Source organism: Pontibacter harenae, assembly GCF_020907245.1.
Lineage (GTDB): Bacteria > Bacteroidota > Bacteroidia > Cytophagales > Hymenobacteraceae > Pontibacter > Pontibacter harenae.
The window spans coordinates 1-3,512 of sequence record NZ_JAJJWH010000091.1; the positions used below are offsets into that span (position 1 = coordinate 1).

General features: G+C 37.2%; 3 protein-coding genes. All 3 read right to left on the bottom strand.

Annotation, left to right across the window (positions count from 1 at the left end):
* A partial coding sequence (locus LN893_RS20235; protein WP_229973222.1) for a hypothetical protein occupies positions 1 to 185 on the bottom strand: 185 nt, incomplete at its 3' end.
* A gap of 850 nt (positions 186 to 1,035) precedes the next feature.
* Positions 1,036 to 1,821 (bottom strand): DUF8692 domain-containing protein, encoded by a 786-nt coding sequence (locus LN893_RS20240; protein ID WP_229973224.1) that lies wholly within the window; start codon positions 1,819 to 1,821, stop codon positions 1,036 to 1,038.
* A 229-nt stretch (positions 1,822 to 2,050) separates the two neighbouring features.
* The gene (locus tag LN893_RS20245; protein WP_229973226.1) at positions 2,051 to 3,271 is read right to left on the bottom strand and encodes a glycosyltransferase family 4 protein; all 1,221 of its coding nucleotides are present in this window, start codon (positions 3,269 to 3,271) and stop codon (positions 2,051 to 2,053) included.
* Between the last annotated feature and the right edge of the window lie 241 nt (positions 3,272 to 3,512).

Sequence of the window (3,512 nt, forward strand, 5' to 3'; positions counted from 1 at the left end):
GGCACTTCGGAGTCCCTGGACTCCCAGTTGCCCGTGTAGGTGCCCCCTTTCGTGATGACTAATGGACCTGAGTAATTTTGTGCAAATACATGAAATGGAATAAACACATACACAAGAAGGGTGAGTAAAAGGGTAGGCAAAGTAAGGCCAACCCTCTTATATTGGTAAGAGGTTTGTGTATTCATCTTTTTTGGCTAAAAGTTGAAAAGTTAAAAAATAAGAAATCCTTTTGTTACTCTCTGGTTGATGTTCTCTGGCTCCTTAGCTTTCTAAATCCAGGAAGACTACTTCAGATTTAAATGTTTTACTATTCTTAGTTTCTAGATCAATTAATATATTGATGGTTGCAAATTTATAGATTATAATTTCACAACAACTAATTATAGGTTGAAATTTATTAACGAATTCGTGGTGTCTTTATAAAGTTATGCATTTTTGAGGGGTAAAAAGGTTTTTTTTTTTGCTAAAAACGCATTTTTTGTCCTTTTCTAAAGGTTGCATTTATTTTCGTCAACTATAAAAAATCATATCTATTATTTCTATATATTATATAACTTTTTCTTTAGTATTAAGCATGTTTTAACATCGTTCTTTGGTTTAAGATACAATTTTTGGCTGATTATATATAGATTAGAATATATAATATTTTTAATAATAGGTGCTTCTGCTGGTGGATTTTTGTACTTGAGAAATGTTAGTGCTCCTAAGAATATACTTGTTCAAAATTGCTTAAATCGTTCTTATACTTGAACACCGAACAGAGGGCGGAGTTGGAAATACTTTGATAGCACGTGGAAGTGTTAAGGAAGATTGAAGAGCAAGAAAAGGAGGGAGAATGTAAGTTTAGTAGCTTTTACTAGAGACGCATGAAGCGTAGGTATGATTAAAACCATAGGGGTGATAGTCGGTACAAACAGATCTGATATCGACGCTGTCTATACCGACACCATATATAAAAGACTACATCTGCGGGACAAAGGATTGGGATAAACTTCTGAAAGGGTTACCTGATCAATTCTAAATTAAGAACAGTAACTAGTTTGAACCTGTTTTGGCTCTATGAGGTGCATCGGTGCGAACAATAGCTAAGTCCTTATTATTTGCAGTCAAATAATCTAGGGTGGCGTATATAAATAGAATGACACCACACATCTCTAACGCTTCTTCTACAGTATAAAGGATCTTATACAGGATGTGCGAAGTATCTAAATTCATGAACACATAGCTTTCTATCATTTCAAAGCCTATAGCTCCGCCTACAAAAAGAAAGCCAGAGACTATGAACAAGTTACGCGTCTTGTTTGGTAGCTTAAACACGAAAGGCAAAAAGTATGCAACAGCAGCAATAAAGGCTACGCCATACGGAATAACCCATGCGTACTGTAAGTAGTCTGGTAAATCACTTCCAAAAGATGCTGTTAAACGATCTCCAAGTTTTTCGTGAATTTCTGTGTTTTCATCTATTGCTAAAAATGCAAAAGCAATGCTTAAAATAAGCCAGTGCCACTTTTTAGAGGAGTATTTAGCACTTTGAAGTAAGTAAACCATGTAAAGAGCTGCTGCTGCTATCAGTAATGCGATAGAAGCGAAAAAGGCAGAAATATTATTTTCTTCATTCAAGTCAAAAAAGCCTTTAAGATTTCTGGCTAAAAAGGATTCTTCACCAAACTTCTCTCCCAAGAGAATGCCCGCCGTGTTCAAGGCAACTAAAATCAGCATGATTGATAGGAGCCACTTTAGTACTGCTTTAGGCTTGATGGTTACACTTACTTCACGGTTAGAGATTTTTTGGGGCTTACTTAAAAGTACATCTTCAATCATGGCCTATTCCTTTATATTTAACAAAAGCTTAACCTTTAGATAATATATACTTAAAATATGACCTGATGTTTTAACTTTTAAGCTCAAATAAGAGCATCTTTTAAAGGGGATATTTTGGAATCAGTAGAAACTACAGTACTTAAGCCTTTTACGTTAAAGGAAAGGTGTTATATATTCTAATTAGCTCTTAATCAACGGATTCAAGTTATTCTAGCTGTGGTATATTTTGTTACACAGTTTTTAAATTGCTAGGACTCGAATACTTAGGTTTCTCCTTGTTAGCAATACTATGTTTGCGTGTAAAATCTGATTGGACTTGTGTGTAAAGCTCTTCATAGCGCGCAATCATAGCAGACATATCAAAATTTTGAAAAGCATACTCATATTGCTGCTGCTCCATCTCCATATGTTGTGCTCTGTTGTCTATAGCATCTAGCACTATAGTAGCTACCTTTTCTGGGCTTGAAGTAATGTCTATCAGACTCTGCTCATGTATCAGTACTTCTGGCACTCCTCCTACGGCAAAAGCCCTTGCTGGAATTCCTGCTGCAATGGCCTCCGCTATCACCAAACCAAAAGACTCATTTAAGGCCGTGTGCAGATAAAGGTCAGCGCACTTTAGATAAGGTATAATGTTTTGTTGATGGCCAAGCAATAGCACTTGCTCTTCAAGTCCGTATTCAGCTATTTTTGCCTCAAGCAATGGTCTATCCTGTCCGTCTCCTAGCAGCACAAACAGGATGTCGGGGCGGCTGCTTTTTAAGGTTTTGGCTACTTCAACTATAAATACCTGGTTCTTTCTTTTTTCCAGGTAGCCTGCGTTAATGACAATTTTCTTGTCACGGTACCTGTTTTTGAAAGCTATGTCCTCCTTTTCTTCTCGTACTTTTTTAAAGTCAATGCCGTTGTAAACAATTTCTACCAGAGCATTTTCAGGAAACAAGTGGCGAGGCTTTTGGATGCTGTACTCAGAAACGCCATTCAGATAGTTAACCTTTGAGAAAAGGAAACGAAACCACTTTGTAATAGATTTTGCTACCACTCCTGAAAGGTTCTCACGTCTGATCATCTCTGTAGCTGGATCATCATTGAAGTGACAGGTTACTAAAACAGGCACTTTGTTTTTCCAAGCCATCTTTGCTGCAGCGCCAGCTACTATATCTTGTGCATTAATGATGTCATAATGCCTGTTCTTCTTGAGCAGCATTGTAAGATAGAGTCTCATGAACAGATTGCTTTCCCAAGCTATCTGTCTTGGCACTTTACCAAAAAGACCTAAAAATCGCAGGTAAACCGCGAATGCGTAATGTAAAGTTCTTGGAGCGTCTTCTATTGTAAGAACATCTACGTGGTGCCCTTGCAACCTCAGTTTTTCTGCTAAGTTTTTATAATGTACACTCACCCCTGTGGGTGAAGAGCGTATCATCTGGGAAATAATAAGTATTTTCATGTAGAAAGCGGCTTTAGCTACAATGCTGTTGGTATAAAATACTTTATTTAGGCATCAAGGTTCTTGAAAACAGAGTTGCCACTCATGTTTCTCTCTTTTTGATCTTGTACAACATTCTGAGATAGCGCTACGAGCCGCATGGGTTCTCTGTTTGAAATATGCTTCGTAGGTTATCCCAAAAAGAAGGTTTAGATTTTACTGGTCCTAATTTGATACCGTTTTTGGCGATTTTGGAGTTCCA